General features: G+C 62.6%; 19 protein-coding genes. 18 read left to right on the top strand and 1 reads right to left on the bottom strand.

Annotation, left to right across the window (positions count from 1 at the left end; translation table 11 throughout):
• Positions 1 to 38 precede the first annotated feature (38 nt).
• From SARO_RS15220 to SARO_RS15185, 8 genes are all read left to right on the top strand, one after another.
• Positions 39 to 860 (top strand): hypothetical protein, encoded by an 822-nt coding sequence (locus SARO_RS15220; RefSeq protein WP_011446641.1) that lies wholly within the window; start codon positions 39 to 41, stop codon positions 858 to 860.
• Between the two features lie 29 nt (positions 861 to 889).
• Entirely contained in the window at positions 890 to 2,152 is a 1,263-nt protein-coding gene (locus tag SARO_RS15215) for a P22 phage major capsid protein family protein (protein WP_011446640.1), read from the top strand.
• Positions 2,153 to 2,227: 75 nt separating this feature from the next.
• Complete coding sequence (locus tag SARO_RS15210; protein WP_143004928.1) at positions 2,228 to 2,431, top strand: hypothetical protein; 204 nt, start codon at positions 2,228 to 2,230, stop codon at positions 2,429 to 2,431.
• A complete protein-coding gene (locus SARO_RS15205) occupies positions 2,431 to 2,724 on the top strand; it encodes a hypothetical protein (RefSeq protein ID WP_011446639.1) in 294 nt (97 codons plus the stop codon). The genes SARO_RS15210 and SARO_RS15205 overlap by 1 nt, the downstream gene beginning before the upstream one ends.
• Before the next feature lies 1 nt (position 2,725).
• On the top strand, positions 2,726 to 3,553 hold the full coding sequence (locus SARO_RS15200) for a hypothetical protein (protein WP_041550463.1): 828 nt from the start codon (positions 2,726 to 2,728) through the stop codon (positions 3,551 to 3,553).
• Positions 3,553 to 3,993 (top strand): packaged DNA stabilization gp4 family protein, encoded by a 441-nt coding sequence (locus SARO_RS15195; RefSeq protein WP_011446637.1) that lies wholly within the window; start codon positions 3,553 to 3,555, stop codon positions 3,991 to 3,993. The genes SARO_RS15200 and SARO_RS15195 overlap by 1 nt, the downstream gene beginning before the upstream one ends.
• Positions 3,993 to 5,354, top strand: coding sequence for a packaged DNA stabilization protein (locus tag SARO_RS15190; protein WP_011446636.1), 1,362 nt, complete (start codon positions 3,993 to 3,995; stop codon positions 5,352 to 5,354). The genes SARO_RS15195 and SARO_RS15190 overlap by 1 nt, the downstream gene beginning before the upstream one ends.
• The gene (locus SARO_RS15185) at positions 5,347 to 5,859 is read left to right on the top strand and encodes a hypothetical protein (protein ID WP_011446635.1); all 513 of its coding nucleotides are present in this window, start codon (positions 5,347 to 5,349) and stop codon (positions 5,857 to 5,859) included. Before SARO_RS15190 ends, SARO_RS15185 begins: the two co-directional genes overlap by 8 nt.
• Here the strand turns inward: SARO_RS15185 and SARO_RS21375 are convergent.
• Entirely contained in the window at positions 5,833 to 6,015 is a 183-nt protein-coding gene (locus tag SARO_RS21375) for a hypothetical protein (RefSeq protein ID WP_143004927.1), read from the bottom strand. The two genes, SARO_RS15185 and SARO_RS21375, sit on opposite strands and share 27 nt — an antisense overlap.
• A gap of 12 nt (positions 6,016 to 6,027) precedes the next feature.
• On the opposite strand from SARO_RS21375, the gene SARO_RS20325 reads away from it, so the two are divergent.
• Genes SARO_RS20325 through SARO_RS15135 form a run of 10 tightly spaced genes read left to right on the top strand, consistent with a single transcriptional unit; the run spans position 6,028 to position 16,905 of the window.
• Positions 6,028 to 6,585: a hypothetical protein gene (locus tag SARO_RS20325; protein WP_011446634.1), complete on the top strand. Its 558-nt coding sequence runs from the start codon at positions 6,028 to 6,030 to the stop codon at positions 6,583 to 6,585.
• A complete protein-coding gene (locus SARO_RS15175) occupies positions 6,585 to 7,787 on the top strand; it encodes a D-Ala-D-Ala carboxypeptidase family metallohydrolase (RefSeq protein WP_011446633.1) in 1,203 nt (400 codons plus the stop codon). Before SARO_RS20325 ends, SARO_RS15175 begins: the two co-directional genes overlap by 1 nt.
• Position 7,788: 1 nt before the next feature.
• Complete coding sequence (locus tag SARO_RS15170; protein ID WP_011446632.1) at positions 7,789 to 10,674, top strand: hypothetical protein; 2,886 nt, start codon at positions 7,789 to 7,791, stop codon at positions 10,672 to 10,674.
• A 34-nt stretch (positions 10,675 to 10,708) separates the two neighbouring features.
• A complete protein-coding gene (locus SARO_RS20320; protein WP_011446631.1) occupies positions 10,709 to 11,308 on the top strand; it encodes a phage tailspike protein in 600 nt (199 codons plus the stop codon).
• Positions 11,305 to 11,769 (top strand): hypothetical protein, encoded by a 465-nt coding sequence (locus SARO_RS20315; protein WP_011446630.1) that lies wholly within the window; start codon positions 11,305 to 11,307, stop codon positions 11,767 to 11,769. The genes SARO_RS20320 and SARO_RS20315 overlap by 4 nt, the downstream gene beginning before the upstream one ends.
• The gene (locus SARO_RS20310; protein ID WP_011446629.1) at positions 11,766 to 12,905 is read left to right on the top strand and encodes a hypothetical protein; all 1,140 of its coding nucleotides are present in this window, start codon (positions 11,766 to 11,768) and stop codon (positions 12,903 to 12,905) included. The genes SARO_RS20315 and SARO_RS20310 overlap by 4 nt, the downstream gene beginning before the upstream one ends.
• Position 12,906: 1 nt before the next feature.
• Entirely contained in the window at positions 12,907 to 13,350 is a 444-nt protein-coding gene (locus SARO_RS15150; RefSeq protein ID WP_011446628.1) for a hypothetical protein, read from the top strand.
• Complete coding sequence (locus SARO_RS15145; protein WP_011446627.1) at positions 13,347 to 15,488, top strand: hypothetical protein; 2,142 nt, start codon at positions 13,347 to 13,349, stop codon at positions 15,486 to 15,488. The genes SARO_RS15150 and SARO_RS15145 overlap by 4 nt, the downstream gene beginning before the upstream one ends.
• A complete protein-coding gene (locus SARO_RS15140) occupies positions 15,488 to 15,679 on the top strand; it encodes a hypothetical protein (protein WP_041550460.1) in 192 nt (63 codons plus the stop codon). Before SARO_RS15145 ends, SARO_RS15140 begins: the two co-directional genes overlap by 1 nt.
• A gap of 8 nt (positions 15,680 to 15,687) precedes the next feature.
• Complete coding sequence (locus SARO_RS15135; protein WP_011446626.1) at positions 15,688 to 16,905, top strand: hypothetical protein; 1,218 nt, start codon at positions 15,688 to 15,690, stop codon at positions 16,903 to 16,905.
• The last annotated feature ends 78 nt before the right edge of the window (positions 16,906 to 16,983 follow it).

Raw genomic sequence — 16,983 nt, 5'->3', positions numbered from 1 at the left:
CAACCGCTGGGCCGTGAACCGGTGAGGAAAGGATCGAGATGGCAGACGAAGCCGAGGACGTGCTTGAACTGGACGGCGAACAGGCAATCGAGCCTGAGGACGTAGAGGAACAGCAGACCGAAGCCGCAGCCGACGAAGCCGGGGACGATGACGAGGACGTTATCGGCTTTGGCGAACCGGCTGACGAAGAGGGGGCAGCGCCAGCCCCGGAAAGCAGCGTCATCCGCGAATTGCGGCAGGCGAACCGTGAACTGGCGAAGAAACTACACAAGCTGGAACGCGGGCAGCAGCCGCAGCGCATCGAGGTAGGCGAGAAGCCGACCCTTGCTGCGTGTGACTACGATGAAGACCGGTTCGAGGCCGAACTTGACGCATGGAAGCAGCGCAAGGCGGAAGCGGATCGATCCGAAACGGAAGCGCAGGAGCGGGCGAAGGCAGAGCAGGAAGCATGGAGGGCTCGCGCGGACAACTACACCGCCGATAAGTCCAAGCTGCGTGTTCCTGACTACGCAAGTGCCGAGGACGAGGTGTTTTCCGCCCTGTCCGAACAGCACCAGGCGCTGATCCTGATGACCGAGAAGCCCGCAGCGCTGGTTTACGCGCTGTCTCGCGACCCGGCCAAGCTGGAGCAACTTTCCAAACTCGACCTCGCTCGTGCCGCAATGCTGGTTGGCAAGCTGGAGGACAAGGTGACCGTGACCACCAAACGCAAACTCCCGCAGCCCGACCGTCCGATCCGTGGGGATGCCCCGGTGTCGGCGGCATCTGCGGACAAGGAACTCGCAAGGCTCGAAAAGGAAGCTGAACGCACCGGCAATCGCACTGCGCTGATCGCCTATCGCAAGAAGCTGCGGGCCTGAAATCCACCGTTTCAGGAAGGTTTTGACACATGGCTACTTCGTTCACCAAGCAGGAACAGGTGATGTTCGACAACGTCATCGAGGGTTTCGATGACATGCTCGTTATCGGCAAAGCTGCCGAAGTCTATCAGCCGCTCGATGCACAGGAACAGGTCAACGCACAGGACAAGTTCTGGCTGCCCGCTCCGATGATCGGCGCGAGCTATGACGGCTTCGACCAGTCGGCCAACTTCGACGGCCTGACCCAGCTCAACGTCCCGGCTTCGGTCGGCTACCACAAGTCCGTTCCGAAGACGCTTTCGTCCAAGAACCTGCGCAACGCCTTCGCCATGGGACAGTACGGCAAGGCTGCCAAGCAGAAGCTGTCTTCGGACGTGAACCTTGCGCTGTTCAATACCGTGGCCCTCTATGGCTCGGTGTTCTCGAAGCGCACTGGTGCTGCGACCGGCTACGATGACGTTGCTGACATCGACAGCCGCCTGACCCGCATCGGCGTCCCGACCGATGGCCGCATGGCGTTCTATTCGCCCACCAACATGAACGCGATGGCGGGCAACCTCGCTGGCCGTTCGGAAGCGACCGAGCGTTCGCGCACTGCCTTCGAGCGCGCGATGATCCGTTCGGACGTGGCGGGTATCGAGGTCTTCAAGAACGACCAGGAAATCCGCCTCGCTGCTGCTGGCGGCGGTGCAACGACTGTCAACGGTGCGAACCAGCGCACTGTCCCGGCTGCTACCGTCACTTCGGCGGGCGTGACCGAGAACAAGGACAACCGCTACACCGATCTGGTGATCACGGCCACGACCTATGCCAACGTCAAGATTGGCGACGCCTTCACCATTGCCGGTGTGAACGAAATCCACCTGATCACCAAGCAGGACACCGGCAACCTCAAGACCTTCCGCGTGGTGGACAAGCCCGCTGCGAACACCATTCGCATCTGGCCGGCCATCATCGACGCGGCGGAAGGTTCGATTGGCTCGAAGGAATACGCCAACGTTTCGGCCACCCCGGCGAACGGTGCGAACATCACGTGGCTCAACACCACGGCTGCCCCGCTCAATCCGTTCTTCCGCAAGGAAAGCCTGCTGCTGATCCCCGGCTCGTTCACCGTGAACCCGGACGATGGCTGGCAGGTCATGACGGCCACGACCGACCTCGGCATTTCGATCACCTACACCCGCCAGGGCGCGATCAATGACCTTTCGGTCAAGGCTCGCTGGGACATCGACTTCGGCACTGCGCTGCTGTCGCCCGAAATGGCCGGTGTTCAGATGTTCGGACAGGCATAATCGGACGGGCGGGGCGATTGGAAGCGCTCCGCCCTCCTTTCAAGCCCTGTGCGCAGGGTTTCAGAGGAGGCCCGAATGTCCGAGTTCCCAAAAATGCTCTACCGCGCGGGCGACATGCTGCCGGATATCGGCTGCGATTACCGCATCGTTGCGGACGAAGCCGAGGAAAGCGCGGCCATCGCTGATGGGTGGCGCGTGGGCCTTGATCCTCTTGACCATGATGGCGACGGCAAGCCCGGTGGGGCGAAGCGTGGCCGCAAGCCGAAAGGTGAAGGCTGATGCGTTCGTTTACCCCCGGAGCTACCTCGAATATCGTCGTCGGCGCTGCGTCGGCCCGCGTGAAGCTGGTCGAAGCATCTTCACCGCAACAGGTCCGCATCTGCAACGATGGCACCGCTACGGTATGGCTGGCGTTCGGTGACAGCACGGTAACGGCTGCGGCTGCCAGCGGTGTGCCGATCACGGCAGGCGCAATCGAGGTAGTCACGATCCCCGGCACTGCAACGCATGTCGCGGCGATTGCGGCGGGCGCTACGGGCACGGTCTATTTCACCGTGGGCGCGGGCCTCTGAAATGGTGATCAAGTGGGGCGGTAGGGGCTTTGGTCATTCGAGCCGCAAGCAGCGGCTGACCGCGCCTGCCCCTCCATCCTATTCAGCCGAGGCCACGGCTTATTTCGCGGCCATGTCGGTACAGCCAGACGCCACCCGCAAGAGCGCGCTTGATACGCTGATTGCCTCGCTCAAGTCGGCAGGCGTGTGGGCGAAGCTGGATTGGCTGACGGTCCACGCGGCGCATGATGAGCAGGCCGCGCGCGTCAATGCGGTTAACCCTGCGCAGGTGGCAAGCGTTGGCGTAGCGCCGACGTTCACGACCGACCGGGGCTATACCGGCAACGGCACGACACAGTATCTCAATACGGGTTGGAACCCTTCGTCTGCGGGTGGCAAGTTCACGCAGAACGATTGTTTCATGGGCATGTGGGCCGGAACGGACGTTACGTCCGGCGCGCAATACGATTGCGGCAACTCGAACGCCACGATCAACGGGCGCAGCGGCGCGACCTCCCCGATCACGGCGCAGTCTGCGGCAAGCTCCACGCCTACGCTTCCGGTGTCCACCTCGATTGGCTTCACCTCGTTCACCCGCACCAGCTCGACGGCAGGTGTGGCGTACAAGAACGGCGCATCGATGGGGGCCATTTCCTCCACCAGCACCACGCTGCGCAATGCCTCGTTCCTGATCTGCGCTGCGAACAGCAGCACGACCGGGACCGTGACCGCCGCGAACTTCTCGACCCGTCGCAACCAGGCGCTTTGCTGGGGGCAGGGCCTTAGCGGTGCCGAGCAACTGGCGCTCTACAACGCGCTTGCAACCTACATGACGGCAGTGGGGGCATAATGACCGATATTCCGATCCCCGCAGGCCCGACCAACAAAGAGCTTGTTGACCTCGCCTATCTGGCTCTCGGCATGACCGACACGATGTTCGGGCGCACGGAGGAGGAATACGCTTCGGGCGTCGGGCTCCTGCGCGCCATGATGGGGGAATGGCCCTTTGACCAGTTGGGCTATGACTACACCACCCCGCGTCCTTCGGAGCGTTCCGGGATAGAGCAGAAATGGACGCAGGCCGTCAGCCTGTCGCTTGCCGAGCGCATTGCCCCGGCAGTCGGCAAGGCTCTCTCCCCGCAGTCTGCATCGGCCAAGGCTCGGTCCTATTCAACGCTCTGCGCTGCGGTGGGCAACAAGTCCACCGTCACCTATCCGAACAACACGCCCGCTGGCGCTGGTCAGGGCCGCTCATTGGGCTTCGGCGCGTTCTTCCGGGACGGTGACTGATGCAGGTTCCCGTCCTCTCGGGGATGACCGCCCGCGAGGGTTCGTTCGCGGCATCCTTCCCGATCAACCTTGAGCCTCGCACGTTCACAAGCGGTGTTTCGCAGGGCCAGCTTGTCACGACGCGCGGGGCATCCGTGCGGGTCACGGGCCTGCCGGGAGTGGATCGTGGCGGCACCGTGTGGAACGGGATGCACTACCGCGTGATGGGCGAATACCTCGTCCAGGTGGCTGCGGACTGGACCGTTACGGTGATCGGCAGCGTAGGAAATGACTTCCGCGCCGTTGGCTTCGATTACGGCTTCGACCGGCTCGCCATCCGAAGCGCGGATCGGCTGTTCTACTACAATGGTGCATCCCTGACGCAGGTGACGGACCCGGACCTTGGCGCGGTCAAGGACATGGTGTGGTCCGATGGCTACTATGTGACCACGGACGGCACCTATATCGTCGTGACCAACCTGACCGATCCGACCGCAATCGACCCGATCAAGTACGGTTCGGCGGAAGAAGACCCCGACATGATTACGGGCCTCCTGCGCTTCCGCGAGGAAATTTATGCGATCGGTCGCAACTCCATACAGGTATTCCAGAACGTCGGCGGCAGCGGCTTCCCGTTCCAGAATACGCCCGGAGCCACTATCCCTTACGGCTGCATTTCGTCCTCGGCAAAGTGCATGGTGGGCGGGACATTCGCTTTCGTCGGCGGCGCGCGTGACGAACCCCTGAGCGTCTATATCGAGAACGGCGGCGGGGCACTGCGCATTTCCAACCGGGAAGTTGACGACCTCCTGAATGCCGAAGCCTCTCCCGAGCTTATCGAGCTTGAGGCGCGGGTGTTTGGCGAAGAGCGCCAGTTGCTCATCCATTTGCAGGACAAGACGCTGGGCATCGCCTTGGGAACGTCCACGGAAGGTGAGCAAGGGGCATGGTTCATCCTGCAATCAGGCAGGGGTGAGCCATACCGCCTGCGCCATGCAGTGTGGTGCTATGGACAGCATATCGTAGGCGACACGCAGAACGCGCAGCTTGGCGTCCTGTCGTCTGATGACCGGCATTTCGGGGACCGTCCGGACTGGCAGTTCGATGCCTCGCTGCTGTTCAACGATGGTGCAGCCTTCCTCGTGAACGATGTCGAGTTGTTCGGGCAATTCCCCACCGAGGAACATGCCGTGTTCCTGTCCATGAGCCGTGATGCGACGGTCTATAGCCGTGAAGTCTCGCGGCGCATGACCGGGCGGCGTGACGAGCGGTTGCGCTGGCAGGTGGGCGTAAGGTGCCCGACGCTGGTATCCTTCCGGTTCCGTGGGCAGGGGCGCTATGCGATCAGCCGGTGTGAAATGAACGGTGAACCCCTTGGCTAGCTTCTTCATCCGCCGCGAGGTGCTGGAGCGCATCTTCGGTAAGCGCTGGGGCCTTGCCTTCGAGAACCAGCAACAGACGCTTGCCACGGTATCGGAGGCGTCCTCGCTGGCCGTCAGTGCCACGCAGGCGCTCAAGGACGCGGCATTCGTCACGCTGTCGAGCAATGCGGAGCTTCCGAACGAACGTGTCCTGCAACTCGGTGACGGGCTGGAGGCGGTAATCAGCTCTGATACCGTCCTGATCCGCCTGAGCGAGGACGGCGCGCGGGCCTCGGGCGGGTTCAAGGTGACATTCATTGCCACGGGCGAAAGCACGGTTGCCGTACCGCTATCCGGCATCCTGGCGACGCGCGAGAACGTCGAGACGCTGACCAACAAGACGCTGTCCGCACCGTCGTTATCGGGGTTGGTGAACGCGACGAGCGATGCAAATGCTGCCTCTGCCGGCGTTCCCGTTGGCGGTGTCTACCGGGACGGCTCAAGCCTGAAGGTTCGGGTGGCGTAAGACCCGTAAAATAGCCGATTTCCCGCATAACAGCGAAAGTGCGCGCGTCTGGACATTTGCGCGCAGGAGGCTGTCATCGGCCTGTTTTCTTTCGTTGGGGGGCTGTTTGGCGGCGGCGGTCAGAAAAAGGCCGCTGATCGTGCTGCGCAGCTTCAATATGACGCGGCGATGGCAGGCCTTAACGAGAGCAAGCGCCAGTTCGATATCACGCGTCAGGACTACGAGCCTTATCAGAACCTTGGCCGCGCGGCGATCCCCGAGCTTGGCGATCTTGTCGGCGTCAACGGGGGCGATGCTCAACAGGCAATCATCGATCAATTGAAGGCTGGCCCGCTTTACACCTCGCTTACCGGCGCGGGTGAAGAGTCCATCCTTGCCAATGCTTCGGCAACGGGCGGACTTCGCGGTGGAAATACTCAAGATGCCTTGGCGCGGTTCCGGGGCGATACGCTAAACTCTGTGATTGCCAATCAGCTTGCGCAGTATTCCGGCCTCGTCGGGATTGGCTCGGGCGCAACGGATGCTGTGTCGAACTTCGGTGCGGCGGCGGTCAATGCGCAGAACCAGCTCCGCAATCAGGGCGCAGGCGCAAAAGCGCAAGCAGTTCTCGCGAAGGCTGGCATCAATGCACAGAACTGGAGCAACGCAGGCGGCTTCCTTGATAGCGCAATAAGCAGCGTACTTCCCACCTCGGGGGTTGGCGGCTTCTTGAAGAAGCTATTCTGATGGCCGAGTTGGACTACGCCGCCATCATGAGGGCTGGCCAGTCGCTGGTCCCCGATATCCAGGAACAGATGTTCCTCAACGATCAGCGCAAGATGCAGCAGCAGGCCCGTGAATTGCAGGTCCAGCAGGCCCGTACCGCGCAGGAACGACAGGTCGCATTCCGCACGGCTGCCCAACAGGCCGCCATGAGCGCCGATCCCAAGGCCATCGGAAACCTGATGATCGCGTTTCCGGAGTTTGCCGACCAGATCAAGCCGGGTTGGCAGGCCCTGTCCGAAGATGCCCGCCGCCGCAACCTGACGCAATCGGGCACTGTATTCATGCGCGCCAAGAACGGCGATGCGAAGGGCGCGGCTGCCTTGCTGCGCCAGCGCTACGAGGCCGACCTTGCCGCTGGTCATGCGGACGAGACGACCAAGGAACTGATCGACGCCTTCGAGAGCGGCGATCCGATGCAGGTGCAGCAGGCGACCGCGACAGTGGGCATGATCCTGGCTGCGGACGATCCGAGCAAGTTTGCCGATACCTATGGCAAGCTGTTCCCGAGCGACGACAAGAGCCCGTTCGCCAAGGAATACAACGACCGGGTTCGCCTGTTCGGGAAGGAAGCGGCTGACCAGTGGGCGGCAACGCAGGATGAGAAGTTCATTCCTGTGCAGCAAGGCGGCTCGGTCTTCCGCGCATCCGACCTCATGGGCGGCGGTGGTATCGTTGCCACGCGTGAGCAGCAGGCAGAGTCTGATCGTATGCGGGCAATGTTCCCGAATGCGCCGCAGTACGCAACCGACAGCACGAAGGGAGGTGATCAGTCCACCGCTGGGCGAGGTATCGCGCCAACGGGAAGCGCCATTGAGAGCGCTGCAATGGCTGCCGTTCCCGGCCTTACCGTCACCAGTCGCCAGCGCAGCCCCGGCAAGAATGCATCGGTCGGCGGAGTAGACGATAGCTATCACCTGACCGATCAGGCCCGCGATTTCGTGCCGCCGAAAGGCATGGGCATGGGGGCTTTGCGTGACCGCCTCGCGAAGGCGTTCCCCGGCTTCGATGTCATCAACGAGGGCGATCACGTCCACATCGAACCCGGCAAGGGTACGCCCCATGCGGCAGGTCCGGTCAGGGTTCGCAGCGTTCAGGAAGCCCGCAAACTGCCGAGTGGAACCATGTTCGTGACGCCTGATGGCCGCACCATGAGGAGGCCGTAAGATGGCGCAAGACCCTTGGGCCGAGTTCGAGGAAATTCGCCCCGCCGCCGCGCAACAGCGCCGCGCACCGCAGCCTGTCATTTCGCTGCCAGATCCTGACAAGCAGGCCGATAACGCGCGGGCTGATCAGGGCCTGAAAAACAGCACGACGCAGACGGACATTGCAGTCCGTGGCGAAGGCCGCGACGTCGTCAAGGACGCGATCAACAACCTGACCTCGTTGCAGAGCCGCTACGAGCAGTTGCAGCCGGTCAAGGAATATCGGGTTGTGCTGCCGCAGTTCATGCAGGCGCTACAACTGCCTGACGATCCGACCGCCGATAACACGCTGCTCTATGCCTATGCGAAGATCATGGACCCCGGTTCGGTGGTCCGTGAGAGCGAACAAGGTGCTGCGGCAAATGGCGCGAACTATTGGGATCGTGCCGTTGAGGCTGTCAAAAAGCAGTTTGGCGTCGGTGGCAACCTGACCCCGGAAGTTCGCGCCCGCCTCAAGCGCGACATCGAAACCCGCGTCCAGGCGATGGGGAAGGTTTACCGCCTCCAGCGTGAGAGGTACGCCAAGACCGCAGAGAAATTCAATATTGACCCTGCCGATGTTATCGGCCCCGATGACTTCGACCCATTCCGGGCGGATTGGGAGCGCCTGACGCAGGGCAAGGCCAACCAGCCCACCACGCAGGACATTTACGGCGGCGGTGTGCGGTTCAACATGGACGCGCCGGAAAGGCCGTTCGACCGCGCCGAATACCTTCGTTCCATGGGCATTCCGCCCGAAAAGGAAGACCAGATCATCGGCTTCTGGACCGCCAACAGCGGTAACAGGAACCTGACTCCGCAGGCGGTGGCGCAGTGGTATCAATCGCAGGGCATTGCCCCTCCTGACCCGCAATCTCTGGCGCAGACCGTGGAAATGGCGCGCAGGCTTGCTCCGGGGACGCGGTTCGGCGGCATCGACACGACTGCGGCGGAAAAGGCTTACCGCGAGCGCCTGCGTGGCGATCTGGCAAAGGAAGGCTTCGACCCGAACAGTGGCGGCGCATACGGTGCCCGCGCTGTCCGTGGCGCGGAAATGGGCCTTACCGACGAAATCGAGGGTCTTGGCGGCGCTGTGGATGCGCTGGTCAACAATCGTGGCGTTTTCGATGGCTATCGCCTGTCCCGTGACCGGGTACGTGAAGCCTATGACCAGATGGAACAGGCGCAGGGCGGTCTTGGCACCGCTGCGGAGCTTGGTGGCGGTCTGGTGGGCGCTCTGGCTATTCCATCGGGCGCGGCGCGCGGTGTTGGGGCTCTGGCGCGTCAGGGTGCGGCACAGGGCGCTGTAGCCGGTTTCGGATACGGCGAGGGGCCGGGGGGCTCTCTCGGGGGTGCTGTAACCGGCGCTGGCGTTGGCATGGTGGGCGGTGCTGCCTTGGGCAAGCTGGGCGAAGGCTTGGCCGCTCGTGCTGCCAGTCGCGCAGGCCAGCCTTTGACGGATGGCGGCGAGGTCATTTCTGCGGCTGACCGGCTTAACAGCCAGTTTGGCACGGACATTGCGCCTCTTCCCGCTGATGTTGGTGGCGTTACTACCCGCCGCCTTACGGGCGGGGCCGCGCAGCTACCGCTTGCCGCTGGTTCTATCGTTCATGGCAGTCAGGCAGTCTCCAGCGAGGCGCAAAAGGCGCTTTCCGCCATCGCAAGCCTGTCGGGCAATCCCGGCACTCGTGAAGCCGCTGGCGAGGCCGCGTTGACCGGTGCGCAGAAATTCATCCAGACGAGCCGCAACAAGGTCAATGCGCTCTATACAAAGGCCCGCAAGCTTGGCGGTGATCAACCCGTTGATCTGGCCGAGGCGCGTAGGGTTCTTGATGAGAACATTGCCGAGCTGTCGCAGACACCGGGCGGTGCCGATGGGCTGTCCGCAATGCAGGCACTGCGGGCCGATCTCGACAAGCCTTATGGCGTCGAGGCCGTTCGCCGGATGCGGTCGCAGATGCGTGACCGGTTTATCAAGGACGGCCTGCGGGGCTCTGACACCGAGCGCCGCATCGGGCAGGTTCTGGACGCTGCTGATGCCGATATCACGAACAGCCTCAACATGGCCGGGAAGGGTGACGCGGCTCGTGCCTATGCCGAGGCTTCTGCCGCCCACAAGGAGCGTGTGCAGGTTATCGACCAGGTGCTTGCACCGATCATCGGTAGCAGGGGCGATGCACCCCGCTCCGTAGAGCAGGTCATTTCTTCCATCGAAACTGCCACGAAGACCAACGGCGGGCGGCTTGGCAAGTTCCTTTCGTCGCTTCCGCCTGAGGACGCGGCGACGGTTCGCGGGACGCTTGTTCAGGAATTGGGGCGATCATCGGCGGGCGGGCAGAATGCCGCTGGCGATGCCTTCAGTCTCTCGCAGTTCCTGACCAACTGGAACAAGATGAGCGGCCCCGCGAAGTCGCAATTGTTTGGCGGTGAGGCTCGCGCGGCGCTGGAAGACCTTGCGCGTGTGGCTCAGGGCACAAAGGAAGCGCAGCGTTTCGCCAACTCGTCCAACACCGGCAGTGTAGTGGGCGGGGTCGCGCTTGGCGGCAACATCGTCGCGTTCTTCTCGGCTCCGGTAGCTTCTACGGCAGCACTGCTAGGGCAGTACGGCGCGGGCAAACTGCTTGCCTCACCCAAGTTCGCGCGCTGGCTCGCGAAAATGCCGAGCAACCCGGCTCTTGCCGAAAAGCATGTGCAGGCGCTGTCGAAGATCGCGGCAAACGATAACGCTATCGCGGCTGACGTATCGGGACTCCAATCGGAATTGATGGGCCTGTTTGGCTCGCGCGCAGCCGCATCTCCCAACGCTCCCACGCTGCCTGTTCCTTCGGAGAATGAGGGAAAAACAGGAAAACGAGGGGAAGGCCAATGACCCAGCGTAACCGCAGCATCCCCGGAGAATACGCATGACCGCGCGTGTGGGCAACCCTTTCCCGTTCTTCCTCGACCGTTCGGGCCTCCCACTTGATGGCGGCTCGATCTACGTCGGCACAGCAGGCGATGACCCGGAAATTTCCCCGGTCACGGTCTATCTGGACAGCGCCCTGTCCATCGTCGCGCCGCAGCCTCTCCAGGTGGTCGGCGGGCTGATCTGCAACGACGGCAACCCAACCGCATTCTATGTCAGCGGCTCGAACTATTCGATGCGGGTTCGTGATGCGGACGGCGCGGAGGTGTTCTATGTCGCCTCTGCGGTTGTCGGTGCGGACGATTACCAGCCCCTTGATGCGGACCTAACGGCCATTGCCGCTCTCGCAACGACACCTTACGGGCGGGCGATCCTGACGGCTGCCTCTGCGGCGGCGGCGCGCTCCTATCTCGGCATTGTGGACAGCCTCCCGCTTACGGGTGGCACGGTTAGCGGCAACGTGGTGCGTTCGAGCGCAGGCCCGCACCTCTATCATACCGACAACTCCTACGTTTCGGGCCGGGTTTTCGTGACGGCCAACGGCGCTGCTGATCCCACCTCGCAGGTCGGGGATGTCTGGCTGGAGCTTTCCGCATGATCCGGGTTCGGACAGCGGATGGCCTCAAGGCCATTGCGGTAGCGCGAGTGCGCGGCGAGGCGGGGTTGCAGTCTGTAGCCTCTGGCTGGCTGCGCATGTCCGATGCCTTGAAGCGGGTCTTTTCCGGCTCCGGGGACATTGCCGTTAGCGCCGATCCTTCCTCGGTGTCCGGATACTCTGCCGTGGCAGGCTCGGCAGTCATCACGACCAACGCAGTGACGGCGACACCGACAAACGGTTCTTCGCCCTACACCTATGCATGGACGTTCGTTTCCAGCGACGGCGGTTCGTGGATCGCAAAAAGCCCCACCAGCGCAACGACGAAATTCACCTGCTCCGGTGTGGCCGCTGGTGTCGATTACACCGCCACATTCCTCTGCACGGCAACTGACAGCACCGGGGGCACCGGGACGGTCGAAGTGCAGGCCACGGCATCCAACCTCGGGAACCTCTACCTATGAACTCGTTCAACGACATTGTTCGCGATCTTGATGGCGTGATCGTCACCGGGGCGAACGTCTATGTCTATGACAGCAGCGGCGGGCTTGCCTCCCTGTTCGAGAGCGATGGGACGACGCCCAAGGCAAACCCGCTCGTCAGCGATGCGCTCGGGGAAATCGAGGCATGGACGGAAGACGGCTTCTACTCGCTCGAATACTTCTGGAACGGGCGCAAGCGGCTGATCCGCTCGAATGTCCTGATCGGCACGGCTCCGCTCGATACAGCGGTTATCAGTGCTGCGGGCTATGCCACGGCACTGGAGGTCGGCACGGCAGGCGGTTGGTATGACAGCCTCGCGGCGGGTGCGGCTGATCCAGCGGTTGCCGAGGGTGATGGCTATTTCTACCTGACCGGAAGCCGGTTCTACATCGGGCAGAAAGTCGGCGGCGTAGGCGTCCAGAAAGCCGAGTTCCTGACGACGGCCTCCGGGCTGATCGGCATGGTCACGGGAACGCCCCTTGGACCGATCAACGGCCTTTCACCGGCTGCGGACAAGCTGCCCTATTACACCGGAGCCACGACGGCATCCCTTGCGGACCTGACCGCGCAGGCCCGGACCTTCCTAGCTGCGGCCACGGCAGCGGACCAGCAGGCGGCTATCGGTGTGTCCGCGTTCATTCGCGGGCTTCTTGACGATATCGACGCTGCCACAGCGCGGGCTACGCTTGGCGTAGTGCCGGGAACGGACGTGCAGGCATATGACGGCGATCTGGCTGCTATCGCTGCGCTGACGACGACGAGTTTCGGGCGCTCTCTCCTGACCATGGCGGATGCAGCAGCGGCGCGTTCTGCAATCGGGGCGAATGGCTCGCCCACCGTGGCGGGTTCGTCGGGAACCGGGTGGGCAATCACGCTGGGGGGCGGGATCGTTATCACGGTGAAGGATATCACTGTCGCTGCCGGTTCCACCACTTCGCAGACCTACGGCAACGGACACACCTATTCGGTTTTCGCGCGGGCATGGATCGCGGGCGACGATGCGACCGGGGACGTGTCGGTAACTGTCGCTTCCGCCACCAGCGGGCTTTCTGCGGCGTCGGTGCGCTCGAACGCATCCGGCTCCGTGACCGTCACCCTCTTCTCCATCGGGCAGTGATATGACCTACGTAAAAGCATACACCCGCCAGCATGACGAGTTCATTGCCGACGCCACTGCGGCAATTCAGCCTCTGGTGGATGCAGCGGCAGGATCAGCAAGTGCGGCGGCGGCATCCGTTGGCGCGGTCAAACAACTCGTGGAAATCACCCTCCAGAATGACACGGTTCTGGAGGAAGGTGCATGGTATGCCGAGTTCTTCCTCCCGGTAGCTACCACCTTCACAAGCTGGAACGCATGGGTGTTCCTCGGCTCCGGTACGGTCGATGCGCGGCTTATCGTGAACGACGTTGACGTTTACGGACCTCGCACGGTCGGGACCACTGTGGACACGACCGCACCTAGCATCGCCATAGCAGCGAATGCCCGCGTCGCCATCCAGATTAACAACATCACAGGCACCCCCAAGGGGCTTGCCGTCCAGCTCCTGGGGCTTCCGACATGAGCCGTGCGATCTATAACAACGCAGGACCAAACGCGCCTTCGGTGGACCTTATCGCAGGCCCCGAGTTCCGCGACGACTTCAGTACGGATGGCAACCTCAACGGGCGCACCGGATGGACCGTGGAAACGCGCCCGACCTTCTCCGGACAGGTCAATGCCATCTCGGCCAGTGGCGGCAAGGCTGGCGGCACGACCGGCAGCGCGGCCTTTGCCCTGCACACCGCCAGCGTTGAAACGGCGCGGGTGCAGTTCAAGATTGGCGCATACGGTGCGGCCCTGCATCACCATGTCAATATCGCGGCGGTCGATGCAGAACGAGACTGGCTGAATATCAACGTTGCCACTCAAGTTTCGAGCGGACTCCAGACTGGAACGATCACCTTTGCCAAGGTGGTCAACGGGGCCTCGGCTTCTAACATCGCGATCCTTCAGCAGTGGCGCACCGAACTTGGCGACACGCTCGAAAGCGATTTTACCGAAGTTGCTGGGGTGAAATACTGGACCTGCTACCTCAATGGCCAGCAGGCGGGCGCGCCGGTCGATATCACCTCGTGGGGCGGTGCGTTCACAAAGAAGCACGGCATCATCGGTAACATCGCAAGTTCTACCGACAGCTTCCAGATCGTGGACCCGGCAACGCAAGTCGCCTTGCGCCTCTACATGCCGAACCGCACGATCTACCGCAACGCGAACGGCTCGGTTACGTGGTTCGTAAAGGCGTACTACACCGGTCCTGATCCTTCGGGCCTCTATGCCACGGTCTATGACCTTTCGTCTGGTTCGGAAGTCGCGGTATCCGGCCTGACGGACGTTGCCTTGTCGAGCTTCGCGGCGGCAGGCGGCACGGCAACGGGGACGCTTTCCGGCACCTCGTCGCAGGTTTCCAGCGGCGGGCCGTTCTTCGTTCGTGTCACCCGCAAGCGGCTCTCTGCCCTGATTGGCAACGCAACCTGTGTTGTGGACGGGCCCTATCAAACTGTTGGCGAAACCGATCTTGCGAATGGCCAGTCGCTCGCAGTGGCCGCGTTCTCGCAGACCGCCACCACCGCGACCTATGCGCAGCCGTCGAATTGCTGGCACCTCGAAGGCGTCCCGACCAACGGCACGACCTTGGGGGATGCATGGAACCGCCGCCTTCGCCCGATCAGCGGCAACACCACAGCCGCCGCGCTGGCCAACGTGGTCAAGACCGTCTCCAGTGTAAACTTGACCGTTGCCAGTGGCGGCGTTTCGGGCACGGCGATTGCCGTTCGCGGGGCCGGTTCGGTCTGCCAACAGGCGCTCAAGCAGTCCATCGACCGCGCTGGTGGCAGGGTTCACTTTGTCCATCACGTTGACGGCCAATCGGACGTAACGACTGCGCAGGCCAGTTACATCGCCGCAATTCAGGCGATCTATGACGACCTCGACGCCTACAACGGCGCAGCGATCAAGGTGCTGATGCATCCGCTTGCCTCGTGCTGGAAGAACAGCACCGGCAACGACGAGCAGTGGCAGGCCGTTCGCCGGATGCAATGGCAGCTGACGCAGGATTACCCCTCGCGCTACTTCTTGGGGGCCTATACCCTCGACTGCCAGCACTTCGACAGCCTGCACTTTAACGACGCTGGTTATGCGACAATGCTGACTCGCGCAGGGTGGGCACGGGCCAAGGCTCGCGGTGACGTGGCCAACGACCGCAACGGGCCTTCGCTCTACAGCGTAACCCGCGTCGATGCGCAGACGGTCTATTGCGTTTACGACCTCAACGGCGCGGATAGCCTTGAGCTGGCGAACACGGCCTACGCCAGCGAATATCACGGCGGCATGTCGTTCTCGACCGCTGCCACCAAGAGCGGCGGCACCATCGCGACGAAGCTCTATCCGACCGGCGCTACCGTGGATGCATCACCGGCAGGCGGGCGGCAGGGCATCACCTTCACCTTCGCCGCGAACACGTTCCCCGGCACGGTCTACGCGTGGGCGGCATACGGCAAGAACCCGTTCAACCCGAACGACAACAACACCAACACCGACCCGATCAATCTCGACATGGCCAACAAGGCATCGATGATCCGGGGTGTCTATTCGGACGGCATGAAGGTGGCGTTGCGGCCCCGGTTCACGACCGACAGCCTCGATTACCTGAGTGCATCGTGATGAGCTTCCGCGACCTGTGGGAACACGTCCCTGACGGGCTGAAACACGCCGTAGACGCCCTTTCCATCGCCACGCTGCTAGGGAGCCTTGTCAGCATGTTGCCTGCAATCGCTTCCGTGCTGACGATCATCTGGACCGCTATCAGAATAGTCGAGACGGATACCGTGCAGCGCCTCCTTGGCAAGAAATAGGAGGCCGCATGTCGGTTGACCCGAAGCTTCTCGACTACTGCAACACCGACCACCAGCGCCAGATAATGCAGCGGCTTATCGCTGGTGACAGCGGGGCGGAAATTGCTCGGGACATGGGCGTCCATCGCACCCTTCCGGACAAGGTGCGACGGCGGGTTCTGGAATACGCGGCACGGCAGGGATATGCGCCGGAAGCGGGAATTGACCATCCTGTAGCCGAGGGGTTCGAGCTTCGCGGCTACTCCCATTTCACCAAGACGGCAGCGGGGGAGCCGATCTGGCTCAAGACCCGCGCAGCCGAACGGGCATACTGGCAGGGCATTCAAGGCGCTATCGACGGTGTGCAGCCGGTTGATGCCGCCATCCTTGCGATACCGCCCGAACCGCAATCAGACATCATCCCATGGCTGCAAATCGGTGACGCGCACATTGGCATGTTGGCGTCGGAAGAGGAAACCGGCGCGAACTTCGATATCAGCATTGCCGAGCGGGAGATATGCGCTGCTGCGGCGGCGTTGATCGATGCGGCACCGGCCTGCGAGCGGCTTGTCATCAACGACCTTGGCGACGGCACCCATTACGAAACGTTCAAGGCGGAAACCGAAGCCAGCGGCCATAGGGTGGATCAGGACACCCGCTATTGGAAGATGGTGCAAGCCTATATCCGGATCACCCGGTTTATCGTGGAGCGGGCGCTCACGAAGGCCCGCACGGTCGATTACATCGCCAATCAGGGCAATCATTCCCGGTCCAATGATATCTGGATCGCGGCGCTCATTGGCGCGCTCTACGAGGCCACAGGGCGCGTCAACGTCCTGCGCAACGAAAGCCCGTTTATTGCCTACCGGATGGGCCGGACCTTCGTCATGGTTCACCACGGCGACAAGGCCAAGCCCGAAGCCTGCGCCAAGCTCATGTCGGACGATTACGCTGTCGATTGGGGCGAGACAGTCTTCCGGTACATCGACGGTGGGCACGTACACCACAGCCAGCGCAAAGAGCTTCCCGGCTGTCTGTTCGAGAGCTGGAACAACCTCGCACCGCGCGACAAGTACGCACACGACGGCGGATGGCGCTCGAAGCAGTGCATGACGCTGGTCCTGCGGTCACGGAACTACGGCGAGACGGCCCGGATCGTGATGCCCATCGAGCGGGTGCGTGACCTGATCCGCGCCAAGCAGCCTGACCACTACGTTCCACCGGCAATGAGGGCGTTCGCAGCATGAACCCTGACGCATACCTGTTCTGGCTTGGCGCAGATGCGGAGCAAGCCTTTTGGGAAGCCTTGCAGGACTGCGGGGTAA

It is taken from the genome of Novosphingobium aromaticivorans DSM 12444 (assembly GCF_000013325.1).
In the GTDB taxonomy this organism is placed as follows: domain Bacteria; phylum Pseudomonadota; class Alphaproteobacteria; order Sphingomonadales; family Sphingomonadaceae; genus Novosphingobium; species Novosphingobium aromaticivorans.
The sequence above is the reverse complement of the archived record's forward strand: the minus strand, read 5'-3'. Positions and strand labels throughout refer to the sequence as shown.

Bases quoted from the DNA above. Each gene is read 5' to 3' on its own strand.
- SARO_RS15145 (WP_011446627.1), top strand. From the start codon at position 13,347: ATGAGCCGTGCGATCTATAACAACGCAGGACCAAACGCGCCTTCGGTG.
- SARO_RS15215 (WP_011446640.1), top strand. From the start codon at position 890: ATGGCTACTTCGTTCACCAAGCAGGAACAGGTGATGTTCGACAACGTC.
- SARO_RS15220 (WP_011446641.1), top strand. From the start codon at position 39: ATGGCAGACGAAGCCGAGGACGTGCTTGAACTGGACGGCGAACAGGCA.
- SARO_RS15205 (WP_011446639.1), top strand. From the start codon at position 2,431: ATGCGTTCGTTTACCCCCGGAGCTACCTCGAATATCGTCGTCGGCGCT.
- SARO_RS15200 (WP_041550463.1), top strand. From the start codon at position 2,726: ATGGTGATCAAGTGGGGCGGTAGGGGCTTTGGTCATTCGAGCCGCAAG.
- SARO_RS20320 (WP_011446631.1), top strand. From the start codon at position 10,709: ATGACCGCGCGTGTGGGCAACCCTTTCCCGTTCTTCCTCGACCGTTCG.
- SARO_RS15195 (WP_011446637.1), top strand. From the start codon at position 3,553: ATGACCGATATTCCGATCCCCGCAGGCCCGACCAACAAAGAGCTTGTT.
- SARO_RS15175 (WP_011446633.1), top strand. From the start codon at position 6,585: ATGGCCGAGTTGGACTACGCCGCCATCATGAGGGCTGGCCAGTCGCTG.
- SARO_RS15210 (WP_143004928.1), top strand. From the start codon at position 2,228: ATGTCCGAGTTCCCAAAAATGCTCTACCGCGCGGGCGACATGCTGCCG.
- SARO_RS15190 (WP_011446636.1), top strand. From the start codon at position 3,993: ATGCAGGTTCCCGTCCTCTCGGGGATGACCGCCCGCGAGGGTTCGTTC.
- SARO_RS20310 (WP_011446629.1), top strand. From the start codon at position 11,766: ATGAACTCGTTCAACGACATTGTTCGCGATCTTGATGGCGTGATCGTC.
- SARO_RS20315 (WP_011446630.1), top strand. From the start codon at position 11,305: ATGATCCGGGTTCGGACAGCGGATGGCCTCAAGGCCATTGCGGTAGCG.
- SARO_RS20325 (WP_011446634.1), top strand. From the start codon at position 6,028: ATGGCAGGCCTTAACGAGAGCAAGCGCCAGTTCGATATCACGCGTCAG.
- SARO_RS15170 (WP_011446632.1), top strand. From the start codon at position 7,789: ATGGCGCAAGACCCTTGGGCCGAGTTCGAGGAAATTCGCCCCGCCGCC.
- SARO_RS15150 (WP_011446628.1), top strand. From the start codon at position 12,907: ATGACCTACGTAAAAGCATACACCCGCCAGCATGACGAGTTCATTGCC.
- SARO_RS15140 (WP_041550460.1), top strand. From the start codon at position 15,488: ATGAGCTTCCGCGACCTGTGGGAACACGTCCCTGACGGGCTGAAACAC.
- SARO_RS15135 (WP_011446626.1), top strand. From the start codon at position 15,688: ATGTCGGTTGACCCGAAGCTTCTCGACTACTGCAACACCGACCACCAG.